This is a genomic window from Erwinia sp. PME.40.26/001, assembly GCF_055556675.1.
Window position 1 is genome coordinate 1 of sequence record NZ_JBVHNP010000322.1, and the last position, 252, is coordinate 252.

At 62.7% G+C, this 252-nt stretch carries 1 protein-coding gene; it reads right to left on the reverse strand.

Going from position 1 to position 252, the window contains the following annotated elements; all coding sequences use genetic code 11:
- Window positions 1–7 precede the first annotated feature (7 nt).
- A partial coding sequence (locus tag ACZ3HG_RS24370) for an alginate O-acetyltransferase AlgX-related protein (RefSeq protein WP_465335048.1) occupies window positions 8–252 on the reverse strand: 245 nt, incomplete at its 5' end.

A 252-nucleotide genomic window follows, 5' to 3' on the forward strand; every position in this document is an offset into this window, starting at 1 on the left:
TGATGGATCAGCGGGCCAGTGAGATCGCTTCGTAGGGCGTCTGCAGGTCGCGCTCGGGGATTTCCCAGACCACCAGCTTGGGCGGCGTCTGGGTGAAGGCGGGATTGGCGAAGTAATCGCGGGCGCTGCCGGAGAACTTGCCGCCATCCTTGGCGAAGCTGCCGATCTTCGCGCCCAGCGCCATCTGCAGGAAGCCGACGAAGTTGGAATTGCGCGAGAACGAAGTACCAATCAGGGCCACGTTGGGCAACT